General features: G+C 63.6%; 12 protein-coding genes and 1 CRISPR repeat array. Of the genes, 6 read left to right on the top strand and 6 right to left on the bottom strand.

Going from position 1 to position 16,278, the window contains the following annotated elements; all coding sequences use genetic code 11:
* Positions 1–18: 18 nt before the first annotated feature.
* Entirely contained in the window at positions 19–1,179 is a 1,161-nt protein-coding gene (gene dnaJ, locus HMUK_RS13800) for a molecular chaperone DnaJ (protein ID WP_015763797.1), read from the bottom strand.
* Positions 1,180–1,307: 128 nt separating this feature from the next.
* On the opposite strand from dnaJ, the gene HMUK_RS13795 reads away from it, so the two are divergent.
* A complete protein-coding gene (locus tag HMUK_RS13795) occupies positions 1,308–1,802 on the top strand; it encodes a type IV pilin (RefSeq protein WP_015763796.1) in 495 nt (164 codons plus the stop codon).
* Between the two features lie 127 nt (positions 1,803–1,929).
* Here HMUK_RS13795 and HMUK_RS13790 read toward each other — a convergent pair whose 3' ends face one another.
* Positions 1,930–2,733, bottom strand: a complete 804-nt coding sequence (locus tag HMUK_RS13790; protein ID WP_015763795.1) for an aldo/keto reductase — start codon at positions 2,731–2,733, stop codon at positions 1,930–1,932.
* Positions 2,734–2,881: 148 nt separating this feature from the next.
* Between HMUK_RS13790 and HMUK_RS13785 the strand changes: the two genes are divergently transcribed.
* Entirely contained in the window at positions 2,882–3,289 is a 408-nt protein-coding gene (locus tag HMUK_RS13785) for a DUF7344 domain-containing protein (RefSeq protein WP_015763794.1), read from the top strand.
* Positions 3,290–3,747: 458 nt separating this feature from the next.
* Here the strand turns inward: HMUK_RS13785 and dnaK are convergent, their stop codons facing one another.
* The 3 genes from dnaK to HMUK_RS13770 form a co-directional block, all read right to left on the bottom strand.
* Complete coding sequence (gene dnaK, locus HMUK_RS13780) at positions 3,748–5,658, bottom strand: molecular chaperone DnaK (RefSeq protein ID WP_015763793.1); 1,911 nt, start codon at positions 5,656–5,658, stop codon at positions 3,748–3,750.
* Between the two features lie 189 nt (positions 5,659–5,847).
* Entirely contained in the window at positions 5,848–6,507 is a 660-nt protein-coding gene (grpE, locus tag HMUK_RS13775; RefSeq protein WP_015763792.1) for a nucleotide exchange factor GrpE, read from the bottom strand.
* 101 nt (positions 6,508–6,608) lie between these two features.
* A complete protein-coding gene (locus tag HMUK_RS13770) occupies positions 6,609–8,426 on the bottom strand; it encodes a S8 family serine peptidase (RefSeq protein WP_126967068.1) in 1,818 nt (605 codons plus the stop codon).
* A gap of 433 nt (positions 8,427–8,859) precedes the next feature.
* Between HMUK_RS13770 and HMUK_RS13765 the strand changes: the two genes are divergently transcribed.
* From HMUK_RS13765 to HMUK_RS13750, 4 genes are all read left to right on the top strand, one after another.
* Positions 8,860–10,194: a DEAD/DEAH box helicase gene (locus HMUK_RS13765; RefSeq protein WP_015763790.1), complete on the top strand. Its 1,335-nt coding sequence runs from the start codon at positions 8,860–8,862 to the stop codon at positions 10,192–10,194.
* Positions 10,195–10,235: 41 nt separating this feature from the next.
* On the top strand, positions 10,236–11,780 hold the full coding sequence (locus tag HMUK_RS13760) for a DUF790 family protein (protein WP_015763789.1): 1,545 nt from the start codon (positions 10,236–10,238) through the stop codon (positions 11,778–11,780).
* 87 nt (positions 11,781–11,867) lie between these two features.
* A CRISPR array of direct repeats spans positions 11,868–13,999; the repeat unit is 30 nt; unit sequence GCTTCAATCCCACAAGGGTCCGTCTGAAAC.
* A gap of 353 nt (positions 14,000–14,352) precedes the next feature.
* Positions 14,353–14,757, top strand: coding sequence for an IS200/IS605-like element ISHmu6 family transposase (tnpA, locus tag HMUK_RS13755; RefSeq protein WP_015763788.1), 405 nt, complete (start codon positions 14,353–14,355; stop codon positions 14,755–14,757).
* Between the two features lies 1 nt (position 14,758).
* Positions 14,759–16,000, top strand: a complete 1,242-nt coding sequence (locus tag HMUK_RS13750) for an RNA-guided endonuclease InsQ/TnpB family protein (protein ID WP_015763787.1) — start codon at positions 14,759–14,761, stop codon at positions 15,998–16,000.
* A gap of 11 nt (positions 16,001–16,011) precedes the next feature.
* Here HMUK_RS13750 and cas2 read toward each other — a convergent pair whose 3' ends face one another.
* Positions 16,012–16,275 carry a CRISPR-associated endonuclease Cas2 gene (cas2, locus tag HMUK_RS13745; RefSeq protein WP_015763786.1) on the bottom strand — a complete coding sequence of 88 codons (264 nt, stop codon included), beginning with the start codon at positions 16,273–16,275 and terminating at the stop codon, positions 16,012–16,014.
* Positions 16,276–16,278: the final 3 nt, after the last annotated feature.

The following is a 16,278-nucleotide window of genomic DNA, read 5'->3' as shown; positions in this document are numbered from 1 at the left end:
AAAAGACGGCGGATCCGGCTACAGCGAGTTCTTCAGCTTCTCGAAGAACCCCTCGTCGACCGAGACCTCCTCGCCGCCGGCCTCGGCGAACTGCTTGAGCGCGTCGCGCTGTTCGTCGGTCAGCTCGTCGGGCGTCACGACCTGGACCTCGACGTAGAGGTCGCCCTCCCCGCGCCGCCGGAGTCGGGGCATCCCCTTGCCAGAGAGGCGGAACACTTCGCCGCTCTGGGTGCCCGACGGCACGTCGAACTCGACGGTGCCGTCGAACGTCTCGACCTCGGCGGTGTCGCCGAAGACGGCCTGCGGGAAGGAGATCGGGAGGTGGTAGTGCAGATCCGCGCCGTCGCGGTCGAACTCGGGGTGGTCACGGACCGACACCTCGATCAGGAGGTCGCCGTTGCGCGCGCCCCGGTCGCCGGGCGCGCCCTCGCCGTTCATCCGGAGGGTCTGGCCGTCCTGGATGCCGGCCGGGACCTCGACGGTCAGCGTCGCCTGGTTGCGGACCGTCCCGTCGCCGCGACAGGTCGAACAGGTCTCGTCGTACAGCGTCCCGTCGCCCTCACAGCGCCGGCAGGTCTGGGTCTGCTGGACGCGTCCCATCGGCGTCTGCTGGACAGTCGTCTGCTGTCCCTGGCCGTTACACTGCGGGCAGGTCCGGGAGTCGCTGTCGGGCGGGTGGCCCCGTCCGTTACAGTCCGAGCAGGTCTCTGGCCGGCGGACTGTGAGTTCCTTCTCGACGCCGTCGTAGGCCTCTTCGAGATCGATCGTGACGGAGGTCTTGAGGTCCTGTCCCTGCTGGGGCCCGCTGCTGGAGCGGCCGCCGCCGAAGAACTGGTCGAAGATGTCGCCCATCCCGCCACCGCCACCGAAGGGACCGCCGCCCCCGGCACCGCCGAACGGGCCGCTGCCACCGGCACCGCCGGCACCGCCACCGCCGACGCCGCCGTGTTTCTCGGCCTGCTCGAACCGCTCGTGGCCGACCTGATCGTACATCTGGCGTTTCTCCTCGTCGGTGAGGACCTCCTTTGCCTTCTGTATCTTCTTGAACTTCTCCTCGGCGTTCGGGTCGTCGGAGACGTCGGGGTGGTACTCCTGTGCTTTCTTCCGGTACGCGTCTTTGATCTCGTCTTCGCTGGCGTCCCGGGAGACCCCGAGTACTTCGTAGAAGTCCTCGCTCATTCGTTGTCCACCCGTAGACGATTGAGCTACTTGAAAAGAACGGGTCGGGGACGAGTGCGCGATGACGGTTCGACGGCTTCGACCGGGCATCGACCGATTCAAGACGCTCCCTCGTGACTCCCGAAGCGATGGAAGTGAGTGACTACGTCCGGGCGGCGTTCGGCGTCGAGCGCGTGGCCGTCTGGCTCGCGGCCGGCGTCGCCGTCGCCGTCGTCGTGCTCGCCGTCGGTGCGTCCGGCGCGGGGATCGTCGACCCGCCGACGGCCTCTTTCGACGGCTCCTACGACGCCGACACGCACACCGTGACGATCACCCACGCCGGTGGCGACACCGTCTCGACGGCACGGCTCGCGCTCGTCGTGACCGGTGAGTCAGGGACGAACGTGGCGACGGTGAACTGGTCCGAGGACGGCGGCGAGAAACTCGCTCCCGGCGGGACGCTCTCGCTCGACGATCCGACGGTCGACGCCGACGGTGACGGTGACTACTTCGACGCCGATCGAACGGTCGGCTTCCCCCTGACCGCCGGTGTGACCGTCGAGGTACGCTGGACCGGTCGGCCGCTTGGTGGGGCCGGAGCGCAGACGGTGACGCTCGACACCTACGCGGTCGGCGCGAACTGATCGACTCTGACCGATCGAGACGGACTGTTACTGCGTTTTCCGGCACCTATAGTAACAATTGAAACGATTTACACACCGATCGCACTGCCGTCGTGCGATCGGGTGTGCATTGGTTTTCAATGGCTACTTAGTTCCAGGGTGCTGCGTCGAAGTCGAGGTGGCGATCCTCGCGTTCGATCTCGTCGATCGTCGCGACGTCTTCCTCGTCGAGTTCGAGGTCGAGGCTCGCGTAGTTGTCCTCGATGTGTGCCCGGCTGGTCGCCTTCGGAATCGCGACGACGTTGTCCTTCGAGCGCAGCCAGGCGAGACTGACCTGGGCCTCGCTGACGCCGTGTTTGTCGGCGACCTCGCTCACTTCGGGGACGTCGAACACGTCGCCCCGTGCCAGCGGCGAGTACGCGACGAGGTAGTAATCGTGTGCCTGTGCGTGGGCGACGAGCTCCTCTTGCTGGAGTAGCGGGTGCATCTCGACCTGGTTCGCGAACAGCGGCGCATCGAGTATCTCCATCGCCTCCTCGACCAGTTCGGGCGTGAAGTTCGAGACGCCGACCTCCCGGATCAGTCCGTCTGCGACCAGTTCGTCGAACGCCGGCAGCGTCTCCTCTGCGTCGTACTCTCCCGTCGGCCAGTGGACGTAGAAGAGGTCGAGCGCGTCGACGCCGAGTCGATCGAGGCTCTGCTCGGCGGTCTCGACTACGGCGTCGTAGGTCAGCCCCGTCGCCTGCGTGTGGGCCTTCGAGGCGAGGACGAACGACTCGCGATCCACGTCCGCACGCTCGATTCCCTCGCCGACGTGTTCCTCGTTGCCGTAGATGTCGGCGGTGTCGACGTGGCGATACCCCATCTCCAGGGCCGTCTGGACGGCGTTCGCGCACGCCTCGGGGTCCGTGTTCTCCCACGTTCCGATCCCGACCGGTGGTAGCTCGGTCATACCGGAGCGTTGCGAACTGAGAACAATGGGTGTTGTGGTTATCCACTCGGAACGAACGCGCCGGACGACCCCAATCGCAACGACATCTTAGGTATACAACCGGTATCTAAATAATCAACCCCTGTGAACGTGTCTCCTGGTGTTGTCAATGGATAACAATGCTGGGGATGGGACGCCGCCGCTCGGGCACCTCGACAGTGGGACCGATGCAACAGGTGACCTGCCGGATCTGGACCGGCTCTTCGACGTGTTCGCGTCGACGGTCAGGCGGCAGACGCTGTGTTACCTGTTCGACGAGCCTCGAACGACGGTCGAGACGCTGGCGACGCTGCTCGCCGGCCAGCGTTCGACCGCCGACGGCCCGGTCGACCCGACCGAACGCGACCGCGTCGCGATCGAACTCCGCCACGTCCACCTCCCAGAGCTCGCCGAAGCGACGCTAATCGAGTACGATAGCGCCACCGGCGACGTTCGACTGCGTGAGTTTCCGGACCCGGTTCGGGATCTCCTCCGGTTCACACGGCGATACGAACGCGCGACCGAAGACGGATCGTAGGACGGCGACTATTCGTCGTCTTCGTCCACTTCAGAAAGCTCGCTTACGCTCGCTTTCTGAAACACCGATAGACTCACCGCGTTCGTCTATCGAGCCGAGAAAAGCTCCTCAGACTCGTTTTTACTCGTCTTCGTCGTTTTCCTCGACGTCCTCAGAAATCGGAGATTTCTGATAGGCTCAGGAGGACGACTCTTCGTCGTCGTCCTCTTCGAAAAGTTCGCTTCGCTCACTTTTCGAAACACCGGAAGACTTCGCTCCGCTCGTCTTCCGTGCAGACGAAGACGACTCGTCCTTTCAGTCCTCGTCTTCCGTGCAGACGAAGACGACTCGTCCTTTCAGTCCTCGTCTTCCGTGCAGACGAAGACGACTCGTCCTTTCAGTCCTCGTCTTCCGTGCAGACGAAGACGACTCGTCCTTTCAGTCCTCGTCTTCCGTGCAGACGAAGACGACTCGTCCTTTCAGTCCTCGTCGTCTTCGTCTACGTCTTCGAAGTCGGCGTCGACGTACTCCTCGCCCTGGCCGGCAGCGCCGCCAGCGTCCGCCGCACCGCCGGGGCCAGCGCCGCCCATACCGCCCATGCCGCCGGCACCGGCAGCGCCGCCAGCGCCGGCAGCGCCTTCGGCGGCCTGCTCCTGATACATCTGCTTGCCGATCTCCTGCAGCTGCTCGGTCAGTGCCTCGGTTGCCGCCTCGTAGTCCTCGCGGTCGGCGTCCTCGTCTTCGAGCACTGCCTCGACGTTCTCGATCTCGGCCTCGATGTCCGCGACGAGGTCGTCGTCGACCTCGTCCTCGTTCTCGTCGATGAGTTTCTCGGCGCGCTGAACAGCCGATTCGGCCTCGTTGCGGGCCTCGATCGTCTTCCGGCGTTCCTCGTCCTCTTCTGCGTGCTCTTCGGCTTCCTGTTGCATCTCCTCGATCTGCTCGTCCGAGAGGCCGGCACCGCCCTCGATGGTGATGTCCTCCTTGTTGCCCGAGCCTTTGTCCTCGGCCGAGACGTTGACGATGCCGTTCTCGTCGATGTTGAACGAGACCTCGATCTGGGGCGTTCCGGCGGGGGCCGGTGGGATGCCGGTCAGCGCGAACTCGCCCAGCAGTTCGTTCTCGTTGGCGATCTCGCGCTCGCCCTGGAACACGCGGATCTGGACCTGGGTCTGGTTGGCCGCCGCGGTGGTGAAGATCTTCGACTCCTCCGTGGGAATCGTGGTGTTCTTCTCGATGAGCCGCTCGAAGAGACCGCCCTTGACTTCGACACCCAGCGAGAGGGGCGTCACGTCCAGCAGGACGATGTCGTCAACGTCGCCCGCGAGGACGCCGCCCTGGATCGCCGCGCCCAGCGCGACGGCCTCGTCGGGGTTGACGTTCTTCTTGGGCTCCTGACCGGTCATCTCCTCGACCTTGTCCTGGACCTGGGGCATCCGCGTGGAACCGCCGACGAGGATGACCTCGTCGATGTCACTCTCGTCGTAGTCGGCGTCTGCGAGGGCCTGCTCCGTCGGGCCGACGGTGCGCTCGATGAGGTCCTCGGTCAGGGACTCGAAGGTGGCACGCGTGATCTTCTCTTCGAGGTCCAGTGGACCGTCGTCGGTCGTCGCGATGAAGGGGAGGTTGACGCGGGTCTCCTTTCGCGAGGAGAGTTCGATCTTCGCTTCCTCGGCGGCCTCGGTCAGGCGCTGGAGGGCCTGACGGTCGTCGCGCAGGTCGATGCCGTGCTCGTCTTCGAACTGGTCGGCGAGGTAGTCGATGATCGCGTGGTCCCAGTCGTCGCCACCGAGGTCGTTGTCACCGTTCGTGGCGACGACCTCGTAGACCCCGCCGCCGAGGTCGAGAATCGAGACGTCGAAGGTCCCGCCGCCGAGGTCGTACACGAGGACGGTCTGGTCGGAGTCGTCGTCGAGCCCGTAGGCCATCGCCGCGGCGGTCGGCTCGTTGACGATGCGCTCGACCTCGAAGCCGGCGATCTCTCCGGCGTCCTTGGTCGCCTGGCGCTGGCGGTCGTTGAAGTACGCGGGGACGGTGATGACGGCCTTCTCGATCTCGTCGCCGAGATACTCCTCGGCGTCCCGTTTGATCTTCTGGAGGATCATCGCCGAGACCTGCTCAGGGGTGTAGTCCTCGCCATCTAATTCGACCGAGTAGTCGTCGTCGCCCATGTGGCGCTTGATCGACTGGATCGTCTCGTCGGGGTTCTTGACGGCCTGGTTCTTGGCCGGCTTGCCGACGAGGCGCTCGCCGTCGTCGAACGCGACGACCGACGGTGTCGTTCGCTCGCCTTCGCTGTTCACGATGATCTCGGGGTCGCCCCCCTCCATGACCGCGAACGCGCTGTTCGTGGTACCGAGGTCGATTCCGAGAATCTTGTTGCTCGCCATCTTACTCGTCTATACCCGATTGCGCCGGTTAAAAGTTGCTAGATTCGATGGTGAGGAATCACGGGGAGGGACCGCATGCGTACCGTTTTCGACCAGTGGTGACTATTCGACCGGTGGATATAAACCCAACCACAATACTACCGCTCAGAGTGGTTCTACGCCGGACTCGCCAGGTGTCGGATCGAGTGTCTACTCGCCCTCGCTGACGGTGACCTGTGCCTCCCGAAGCACCTTCTCGGCCATCACGTAGCCCGCCCGGTGGACCTCGTCGATGGTCCCCTCGGGCTGGTCGGAGTCGACGCGGGCCAGTACCTGGTGGTACTCGGGGTCCACGTCGGTACCCGGTTCGGGTTCGATCACGTCGACGTTCTCGGCGTCGAGCACGTCGTTGAACTGTCGGAGCGTCGATTCGACGCCGTCGCGGATGTCCACGTCTTCGTCCTGTTCGAGCGCACGCTGGAGGTTGTCGCGCACGTCGAGCAGTTTCGAGACGAGATTCTCCGTGGCGCGCTTTTTCTCTTCTTCCCGGCGCTTTTTCATTCGCTTCTTGTAGTTCTGGAACTCGGCTTGCTTGCGCTTGAGCTTCGACTCCAGGTCGTCGATCGCCGCGTCGCGCTCGTCGACCTCTCCTTCGAGGCCGTCGACGCGTGTCCGCAGCGCCGCTAGCTCGGTGGCGATCTCTTCGGGATCCGACTCGGCGACCCGTTCGATCAGTTCCTCGTCGGCGTCCTCGTCGACACGCTCCTCGGATGCGGACTCGCCCGACGCGTCGGCGTCCTCTCGTTCGGTCCCGTCCTCGTCGGCTTCGCCGGACGACGCCTCGGTCTCTGCCGCGTCCTGCTCGGTCATACCTGTAGCAGGGGGTCGCGCGGGTAAAAGAATTACAGAATCCGGTCGTACTCGCTCGTCGGGATTGCGGTGACGCGTCGGTCGATACTGCCCGACTCGCGTTACAGTCCCTCCGAACTGGCGGTCGCCTGAGTGCCCGCGCCGGTCTCCTCGACACTGACCGTGTAGGAGCCGCTGCCCCGATAGGAGTCGACGAGGATGCCGACCGAGTCACCGATCTCCGACAGCGTCACCGACTCCTCGCTGTCGCTCGACACCGACCGTGCGTCGTAGTCGTTGGTCGTCGGCGTCCGGCCGTCCGCGGTGACGTAGAGATCGAAGTCTGTCCCCGACGCTCCCGAGAGATCGACCGTCAGTTCACAGGTCGACGAGAACTGACTCGCCCAGGTGTAACTGTCGCTGTCTCGCCAGCCGGTGAGCCGGCCGTCGGCACTCCCCGAGGCGCTCTGACTGCAGTCCCCGCCGCCGCTTGCGACGTTCACGACGACGCCGTCGGTCGTCGAGGAACCGCTGTCGTCGGTCACGGTCAGGGTCGCCTGGTACTCCCCGGCAGCGTCGTAACTGTGTTCCACAGTCACGCCAGATCCGGTGTTCCCGTCCCCGAAGTCCCACTGGTAGCTCTCGATCGTGCCGTCGGGGTCGGACGAGGCGCTCCCGTCGAAGGTCACGCTCTCGCCGACGCTGGGATCCGTCGGATCGGCGGCGGCGGAGGCCGACGGTGTCTCGTTGTCCGGCGGGTCGCCGCTGGCACGGACGATGTCGGCGGCATCGACCCGGCCCGAGCCCTGCTGGTCGCCGGGTAGTCCGACGCCGTCGGCCGTCGACTTGAGCCGTTCGCGGAGCTGACTCGCCGACAGGCCCGGCTCGGCGGCCTTCCCCAGTGCCGCGACCCCCGCGGCAACGGGAGAGGCCATCGAGGTCCCGGAGAAGGAGTCGTACCCGTCGTATGGAACCGTCGAGAGGACGTTGACTCCCGGTGCGGCAACCTCTATCTCTGGCCCGCGGTTCGAGAAGTTCGCGAGTTCTTCGTTCGGGTCCAGCGCCGAGACGGCGACACACTCGTCGTAGGCCGCGGGATACGAGACGGAACCGCCGTCGTTGCCCGCCGCACAGACAACCAGCACGTCGTTCTGGTCGTAGGCGTACTCCACCGCTCGCTTCATCGTCTGGGTGTAGCCGCCCCCGCCCAGCGACATGTTGATGATGTCCACACCCTGGTCGGTCGCCCATCGAACCGCGTCGGCGATGTCCGACAGCGCGCCGCCGCCGCCGCCACCGAGTGCTCGGGCGCTCAACAGTCGCGAGTCGCTCACGCCCGCGACGCCGACGCCGTTGTCGGTGTCTGCCGACGCACACCCGCTGACGTGGGTCCCGTGGGATTCACCGGCGGATCCCGGGGCGGGGTCGCCGTCGCCGTCGACGAAGTCCCGGCCGGGATTGCTCCCGAACAGGTTCGTCAGGTCCGGGTGTTCGTACTGTGCGCCGGTGTCGACGATGGCGACGGTCACGTCCGTACTGCCAAGCGTCGTGTCCCAGGCCGCCTCGGCGTTGACCTGCTGGGGCGCGTACTGGTCACCGAACTGCGGATCGTTGGGCGTCAGCTGGGTTTCGTAGGTGACGTTGTCTTCCACGTAGGCTACGTTCGGCTGACTCTCGAACTGCTGTCGGACCGACTCGCGTTCGGACTGTGTGCTCACCTCCGGAAGCTCGACGGCGAGATAGCCAAGCGCCTCGTTTCGGTGGACCACCGACGTGTTCGCCGTCGTCGCGGCCGAGACTTCCGACTCGACATCGGCAGTGCTCACGCCCCGCTTCGCGCCGACGATCAGTTCGTCCGGCTTCGGCCCGGGGCTCCGTCCGGGAGTCGCGCCCGTCACGCCGACACCGGCGAGTGCCCCGAGTGCGCCGATAGATTTCAATACTCCTCTGCGTCGCCAGCTCTGTGTACCATGTGTCATGGCGTCCTGTAAATCAGACACCACATACTTATCACTGGCTCTAAGTTTACTCTCGAGAATCATATGGGGACGTAATAGATATTTTATAATTAGCCTAGGTTGATCAGTTGGCCGTTCGAACGCCTGGATCTGTTACTGTTGTTCGATTCTGGGCACTATTTTACGACTGGTGGAGTTTCAGGCCAATAGGAGTAACAGAGTATGTTAGCCATCGCGAACTTCACCGCCAAAATAATTGGCTGCGGGTAATGGCGGATTCACTCGACGGTACGCTGATTCGACGAGAATAGCCAAAAATATGGAATAACCAAAATACAGATGTTTTCTATACGGACCGTCTGTCGGTGTCGATCCGTCGCCAGCGTTTTGCCCCGGAGCGCCCAACCGGGCGACGATGGAACGACTGTCGTTCGAGGAGGGGACGATCCGCCTCTCGGAGGGACTGCCCGCCGACTTCCCCGGCGTCGAGTACGACGCTCGCAGCGAGACCGGACGGGCACCGGCCTACCGCTACGCCGCCGTTCGGGCGGCCCTCGACGAGCGCGGCGTCGCCTACGAGGACGACGTGCTCGATCTGCCGACGCTGGCGCTCGAATCGACCTACGAACTCCGCGACTACCAGCAGGCGGCACTGGACGCCTGGCGAGACAGCGGCGATCGCGGCGTGCTGGAACTGCCGACCGGGAGCGGCAAGACCGTCGTCGGGATCGCGGCGATGGAGGCACTGGAGACGCCGACGCTGGTCGTCGTGCCCACGATCGACCTCCTCGACCAGTGGCAGTCGGAGCTCGAACGAGAGTTCGACTCCGAGATCGGCCGCATGGGCGGCGGCGAGCAGCGCGTCGCCGACGTGACCGTCGCCACCTACGACTCGGCGTACCTCCGGGCCGACGAACTCGGCGACCGCTTCGGACTCGTCGTCTTCGACGAGGTCCACCACCTCGGCGGCGAGGGGTACCGCGACATCGCCCGCCTGCTCGCCGCCCCGGCCCGTCTCGGGCTCACGGCGACCTTCGAGCGTCCGGACGGTGCCCACGAGGCCGTCGCGGAACTGATCGGCGACCTCGCCGACCGGATCGCCGTCGACGAACTCGCTGGCGACCACCTCGCGGACTACGACATCAAGCGCATCGCGGTCGCGCTGACCGAGGCCGAGCGAGCGACCTACGAGCGCCACCAGGAGACGTTTACCAGCTACCTCCAGCGGTCCTCGATCACGATGCGGTCGGGCAGCGACTACCAGGAACTGGTCAAGCGGTCCGGCACCGATCCCGAGGCGCGCGAGGCCCTGCTGGCCAAACAGCGCGCACGCGAAGTCATGATGAACGCCGACCGGAAGATCGAGCGGCTCGCGACGATCCTCGACCGCCACCGCGACGACCGCGTGATCGTCTTCACGGCCCACACGGATCTGGTCTACCGGCTCTCCGAGCGGTTCCTGCTGCCGGCGATCACCCACGAGACGGGAGCCGACGAGCGCCGCGAAATCCTCGAACGGTTCCGCGACGGCACGTACTCTCGCATCGTCACCGCCAACGTCCTCGACGAGGGGATCGACGTGCCCGACGCGAACGTCGCCGTCGTCCTCTCTGGCAGCGGCAGCGAGCGGGAGTTCACACAGCGCCTCGGACGGATCCTGCGGCCGACGGCGGACGGCTCGCGGGCGCTGCTGTACGAACTCGTCAGCGAGGAGACGGCAGAGGAGAACGTCGCCGCCCGGCGTCGGTGAGCGACGCCGGGCTTTTGCCGATCGGTATCCGATAGTCTGCCGTGCTCACGAAGGACCTGCTGCGCGTCTCGCGAGCGGGCGGGGGGTACCACCCGCAGTTCGCCGACGACGCCGACGAACCGCTGGCCGCCAGCGTGATCGGCACCTACCAGGGCCACGTCGGCGAAGCCCGCGAGACACTCCAGACAGCGCTTACCGACCTCGAACGAGGGGCCGACGACTTCAAGCTCGTCCGCGGGCTGGCGAAGCTGGTCGAACGCGAGGCCACCTTCGAGACCCGGACCGCGGTCCCACCGGCGCGAGCCCGCCGCGCTGCCTTCGAGGCCGGCGAGGCGGTCGGGGTCGCCTCCGAGGACGAGCGACGCGCGGCGATCGAACGGGCGGCCGACGGACTCGCCGTCGACGCCGCCGACATCGAACGGTCCCTCTACGCCGACCGAGAGTGCCGGCAGGTCCTGACCCGCGTCGACACGCGCTGGGAGCCCGACGAACTGATCGCCCAGTACAACCTCTCGCTGGCACAGACCGCCCTGTTCGACGCCACCGAGGTCCGTCTCCGGTCGAGCGATCCCCGGACGCTCGTCTCCGCGGTCAAGCGCCTCCGTCTCATGTACGAGATCGAAGCCACCGACGAGGGCCGGACCGTCGTCGTCACCGGCCCGGACCGGCTCTTCCAGCGAACGCGGCGCTACGGTACACGCTTTGCCCGACTCCTGCGAACCGTCGCCGCCTCGGCCGCCGAGTGGACGCTCCGGGCGACGATCGACGACCGCGGCACCGAGCGAACGCTCCGGCTCTCCCACGAAGACGTGTCCGTCCCCGACGTCGAGCCGGTGACCGATGTCAGCTACGACAGCGGCGTCGAAGCCGACTTCGCCGCCCGCTTCGAAGCGCTGGATCTCGACTGGGAACTCACCCGAGAGCCGGAACCGCTGGCCGCCGGCTCCCGCGTCGCGATCCCCGACTTCGCCTTCGACTACGAGTACGCCGACTTCCGCGTGTTCTTCGAGATCATGGGGTTCTGGACGCCCGAGTACGTCGAGAAGAAACTGTCACAGCTGGCCGAGATCGACGACGTGGAACTGCTCGTCGCCGTCGACGAGAGCCTCGCGGTCGGCGACCAGCAGTCGGCCTCACGGACCGAGTCCGGCGATATCGGCGCGGAGATCGAGGCCCGCGACCACCGAGCCATCCCCTACTCGGGCACCGTCCGGATCAAAGACGTTCGCGACGCACTGGGCCGATACGAGTCGGAACTGACGGCGGCAAACGCCGCGACGCTCCCCCAGACACTCACTCCCGACGCCGACGTGCTCACGCTCGCCGAACTGGCCGCGGAACACGGCGTCAGCGAGGCCGCTGTCGAGGACCGATCCGTTCCCGACCACGAGCGCGTCGGGCGGACGCTGGTCAGGCCGGCCGTGCTGTCGGCGGTCGACGACGAGATCGAGACCGGAATGTCGCTGTCGGCCGCCGAGGCGGTCCTCGACGAGTACGGGCTCGACGACGCCAGCGCCGTCCTGTCGGCGCTCGGATACCGAGTCGAGTGGGAGGGGCTCGGCGGCGGGACGATCCGAAAGAAGTGAGCCGATCGTCCCCAGCGACAGTGCCGGGTCCCACAAGGGTCCGTCTGAAACCGTGATCGGTGGTGTCCATCGCATACCTCACACAACGCTTCAATCCCACAAGAGTCCGTCTGAAACGACGATGGCCGCCGATGAGGCCGCCCAGGAGTGGCTTCAATCCCACAAGGGTCCGTCTGAAACGCACCTGGTCAGCCATATCGTCAGACAGCGTGACGCTTCAATCCCACAAGGGTCCGTCTGAAACTCGTCCGGGGTTTCCTCGTCTCCCCGGAAGGGGTGGCTTCAATCCCACAAGGGTCCGTCTGAAACACAAGGTGTATAAAATGCCGTTGACTGCTGCTGAGGCTTCAATCCCACAAGGGTCCGTCTGAAACCGGGATCAACGCCGGCCTGAACGGCAACACGCCAGTCGCTTCAATCCCACAAGGGTCCATCTGAAACCGGGATGGATCGGCAAGACCGTGGGTACAAGGAGGAGCTTCAATCCCACAAGGGTCCGTCTGAAACCATATCTTCGTCGTCGCGTTCGAGGCTCGCTTTGAGCTTCAATCCCACAAGGGTCCGTCTGAAACACACATCACCGGCTCGCTGCCGATCGGCGGCAACGGTGCTTCAATCCCACAAGGGTCCGTCTGAAACCACGTCCCGCTGCTCGAACAGACATATGAGGAGTGGCTTCAATCCCACAAGGGTCCGTCTGAAACCCGATCCTGCCGACCACCCCGACCAGACTGGGCTAGACGCTTCAATCCCACAAGGGTCCGTCTGAAACTGTCTCAAAAGGACGGACGGCTCGTTTCGCTGCTGGCTTCAATCCCACAAGGGTCCGTCTGAAACCCGGCATTTTGCCGAATGTCTACGTCACTCATTTTTGCTTCAATCCCACAAGGGTCCGTCTGAAACACGACCTAACGGACCTACAAGAGTCCGTTATCAGGGCTTCAATCCCACAAGGGTCCGTCTGAAACAGAGATGTTAGACTGTGGCCACAGACCCCACATCTGGCTTCAATCCCACAAGGGTCCGTCTGAAACGCTGCCCCGGACGTAGCGTCACCGCAGGATCGTATTTGCTTCAATCCCACAAGGGTCCGTCTGAAACACCGGGAGATACTGGCGGGTGGATGACTTGTCCGTGCTTCAATCCCACAAGGGTCCGTCTGAAACGCGGAGACCGTGACCTGACCTGTGACACCGGAGAGCGCTTCAATCCCACAAGGGTCCGTCTGAAACCGGGGCTGATAGACGACAGAGAGACATTAGACCTACTGCTTCAATCCCACAAGGGTCCGTCTGAAACGCAAGTCCACGTCGGCCGACGAGCCGGCCGACGAGCTTCAATCCCACAAGGGTCCGTCTGAAACTATCGCGAACTACCAGTATCGGCAGGGCGTGATCGGGCTTCAATCCCACAAGGGTCCGTCTGAAACGGGCTCTCAGTAGCGCTCACTGGAGTTGCGTTACTTCGCTTCAATCCCACAAGGGTCCGTCTGAAACGGTATAGCAGCTATGGATACTACAACGATCGAGATCCGCTTCAATCCCACAAGGGTCCGTCTGAAACTGACGCCCTCGTTGTAGGGGTCATAATCCAGTGAGTGCTTCAATCCCACAAGGGTCCGTCTGAAACGACACGCTCGCCACGAACACCTACGACGCCTACCAGCTTCAATCCCACAAGGGTCCGTCTGAAACGCGCCCGCTCACGAGCCGGTTGGCATACTCGTCGCTTCAATCCCACAAGGGTCCGTCTGAAACCGGCAGTTGCTGGTGGCGATGGTGGTAGCGAAACCGTGCTTCAATCCCACAAGGGTCCGTCTGAAACCTGGCCTACCCGAGTCGGTTCCCCGCAACACTCGCAGCTTCAATCCCACAAGGGTCCGTCTGAAACGGACCTTCCCGCCCTCGCGGAACTGGCCGCCGTCGCGCTTCAATCCCACAAGGGTCCGTCTGAAACCAGGTCCTCGATCAGCTGTTGCTTGCGCTTGGGTGAGCTTCAATCCCACAAGGGTCCGTCTGAAACTCTTTTGTCTGGTAGATTTCACCTGTTGTAGGGTGGCTTCAATCCCACAAGGGTCCGTCTGAAACTCGGGCCAGCCGTTGACGCCGACGAGGTCGTAGGAGCTTCAATCCCACAAGGGTCCGTCTGAAACCCCTTGCGACATTTATTGACGGCCACCGGACGACGCAGCTTCAATCCCACAAGGGTCCGTCTGAAACCATGGCCGATTAGGCCACGTATGCACCTCTATTCGCCGTTCACACTTCATCGTTTCCGTCGACCTTCGATAGCCCCCGAACCCCCGGGGGGTCGATGGAAGTGGGGTTGTACTGCCGGCAGTATTAGCTGAATTGAGGCGCTAAGCCCCCTTCCTCAGCGAGCGCCGACCGAACAGGAGGCGCGAGCAGGGAGGGGATACAGCGTCCCCAGAATCAAAGATTCTGGTGTGCGAACGAGACGCGAGCATCTCGTTAACGCTGCACAGTTCTCATACACAATTCGATAGAAAGCCCACAGGCCCACGTAATCACAATGTTTTTGCAATAGGGTAGTATCATATTGACTGAACCTAATGGAGTACGACCTCGACTCGGGAGCGCACTCGACGTTTTCCCTGCACTACCACCTGATACTCACCACGAAATACCGGCGCGGAGTGCTAACCGAGGAGCGAACCCAATTCATTCACGAGGTCATCAGCGGGTTCACGGACAACTACGGTGTCGAACTGACGAACCTCGACGGCGAGGACGACCACGTGCACATCCTGTTCCGAGCGAAACCAACCACGGACCTTGTGAAGTTCATCAACACGGTCAAGGGCGCAACCGCCCGCCGTATCCGCAACGAGTACGCGGACGAACTGAAAACCGAACTGTGGGGTGACTCGTTCTGGAACGACTCGTACTGCCTCATCTCGACGGGGCAGGTGTCGCTGGATGTGTTGAAACAGTACGTCGAGGACCAACGCGAGTAGAATGTACTACGCCTACAAGTACCGTCTCAAGCCGTCCGACGCCCACCGAGAGGAGTTGGACCGACACCGCAATATTTGTAGGCAGCTGTACAACCACACGCTCTACCGCCTCAACGAGTACCAAGATGAACACGGTGAACTGCCGTCCATGACCACGCTTCGGTCGGAGCTCCCCGACCTCAAAAAGTGGTGGGACGACCTCAACGACGTGTATTCGAAGGTTCTCCAAACCGTCGTGGAACGCCTGTTTGACAACCTCAAAGGCCTCTCCAAGCTCAAGAAGAACGGCTACGGCGTTGGCCAACTCAAGTGGAAGCCGCCACGGGAGTTCCGCAGTTTCACGTACAGTCAGTCTGGTTTCAAGCTCGACAAGAAGGGCGGTCAGACTGTCCTGTCACTCTCGAAACTCGCGGACATACCGATTCGGCTTCACCGCGCCATCCCCAACGACGCCACGCTCAAGCAGGTCACAGTCAAGAAGGAACCGACGGGCGAGTGGTTCGCCACGTTCGGTGTCGAAATGGATCGTGAACCTCCCGAGCCACCTGAGAATCCCGAGAAGTGCGTCGGTATCGACGTGGGGATTTGCAAGTACGCTCACGACACCGACGGTACAGCAGTCGGGTCGCTCGACCTCACCGACGAACGCGAACGCTTGGAACGTGAGCAACGGAAGCTCTCGCAAAAACAACACGGGTCGAACAGCTACGAGAAGCAACGGCGGCGAGTCGCGAAGTATTACGCCGACCTCCGACGGAAGCGCCGCGACTTCCTGCATAAGTTGTCGAACTACTACGCTCGGGAGTACGACCTTGTGGCGGTCGAGGACCTGAATGTGAAGGGGATGATGGAGTCGCCGTCGAACAGCCGCAACACCGCCTCCGCCGCGTGGCGGACGTTCCTCTCGTTGCTCGAATACAAGTGTGAGCGCGAAGGGACGCACTTCGTGGCGGTCAACCCGAGAGGGACGACCAAGAAATGCGCGTCATGTGGCGTCTCGACGGAGAAGCCGTTGTGGGTCCGTGAACACTCCTGTCCCGCCTGCGGGTTCGAGGCGGACAGGGACGCGAACGCAGCGTGGAACATTCTTTCTCGCGGCCTCGAAAACGTAGGAGTGGGATACTTCGAATCAACGCCTGTGGAGACTGCGCTCCCTGTGGATACACATATATCTGCAAAGCGCGTCGTCGAATCAGGAAGCCCTACCCTCAAGGAGCGAACGGTGTCAGCCGTGTGCGAGTAGGGTAGGGTAGTTCACAGGAACTGGTCGTCTGCGGCGGGATCGTCACCGAACACGCTTCGGTCGACCAGCTTCTCCGAGGAGATCTGGTAGATGATCGTCGACTCTCCGGGTTTGAGCAGGTCGTCGACGCCGGAGCGGATCTTTTCGAGATCGCCCTCGGTCACGTCTCCTTCGAGGACGGAGTTCTGGACGTGGGTGAGATACCGGCGGAGGAACTTCAGCATCTTGTGTGTCCGGTCGGCTTCCATGTCGTAGACGACGACCACGTAGACCACGCG

The sequence above is a fragment of the Halomicrobium mukohataei DSM 12286 genome, assembly GCF_000023965.1.
Classification (GTDB): domain Archaea; phylum Halobacteriota; class Halobacteria; order Halobacteriales; family Haloarculaceae; genus Halomicrobium; species Halomicrobium mukohataei.
The sequence above is the reverse complement of the archived record's forward strand: the minus strand, read 5'-3'. Positions and strand labels throughout refer to the sequence as shown.

Bases quoted from the DNA above. Each gene is read 5' to 3' on its own strand.
- tnpA (WP_015763788.1), top strand. From the start codon at position 14,353: ATGGAGTACGACCTCGACTCGGGAGCGCACTCGACGTTTTCCCTGCAC.
- HMUK_RS13765 (WP_015763790.1), top strand. From the start codon at position 8,860: ATGGAACGACTGTCGTTCGAGGAGGGGACGATCCGCCTCTCGGAGGGA.
- dnaJ (WP_015763797.1), bottom strand. From the start codon at position 1,179: ATGAGCGAGGACTTCTACGAAGTACTCGGGGTCTCCCGGGACGCCAGC.
- dnaK (WP_015763793.1), bottom strand. From the start codon at position 5,658: ATGGCGAGCAACAAGATTCTCGGAATCGACCTCGGTACCACGAACAGC.
- HMUK_RS13785 (WP_015763794.1), top strand. From the start codon at position 2,882: ATGGATAACAATGCTGGGGATGGGACGCCGCCGCTCGGGCACCTCGAC.
- HMUK_RS13750 (WP_015763787.1), top strand. From the start codon at position 14,759: ATGTACTACGCCTACAAGTACCGTCTCAAGCCGTCCGACGCCCACCGA.
- HMUK_RS13790 (WP_015763795.1), bottom strand. From the start codon at position 2,733: ATGACCGAGCTACCACCGGTCGGGATCGGAACGTGGGAGAACACGGAC.
- HMUK_RS13795 (WP_015763796.1), top strand. From the start codon at position 1,308: ATGGAAGTGAGTGACTACGTCCGGGCGGCGTTCGGCGTCGAGCGCGTG.
- grpE (WP_015763792.1), bottom strand. From the start codon at position 6,507: ATGACCGAGCAGGACGCGGCAGAGACCGAGGCGTCGTCCGGCGAAGCC.